Raw genomic sequence first — 418 nt, 5'->3', positions numbered from 1 at the left:
GGCCGGGGTATCAACATATCTGGCGTTGACTTTTGGCACGCTGTTGAGTTCTCAAGGAACGGACGCTTCCTTTGTACTCACCCTCTCGGGCTTTCCTCCGGGCTTTCCCTTCGGTCTTGCGTTTCCGACTCTATCAGACTCTTTCGTGTCCGATTCCCGGTCGAAGCGGGTTTCGCTTTCCAGGTTTTCGCTTTCGCGTTTCCCTTTCCGGCGAGTCCGACTCTATCAGATCCTTTCGGGCCTGATTCCCAGTCAGCGGGATTTGTCTTCCCGGCTGTTGGGCCGTTCCGACGAGTGAGACTTTAGCGAATCCTGCGCCCCGACGCTAATCGGGGTCACGCTCCTTCGAACGCGGATTCTTCATTTCGCAAATGCGCACGCAAAGCGGGGCGACAGGCGTCGCTCGCTTGTTGTGGTT

Annotated in this window: 1 protein-coding gene; it reads left to right on the top strand. The window is 56.9% G+C overall.

All coding sequences use genetic code 11. From position 1 onward, the window contains the following. A partial coding sequence (locus AC1DUE_RS20460) for a hypothetical protein (protein WP_477041236.1) occupies positions 1-298 on the top strand: 298 nt, incomplete at its 5' end. Positions 299-418: the final 120 nt, after the last annotated feature.

Source organism: Cellulomonas sp. P4_A2 (genome assembly GCF_056402515.1).
The sequence above is the reverse complement of the archived record's forward strand: the minus strand, read 5'-3'. Positions and strand labels throughout refer to the sequence as shown.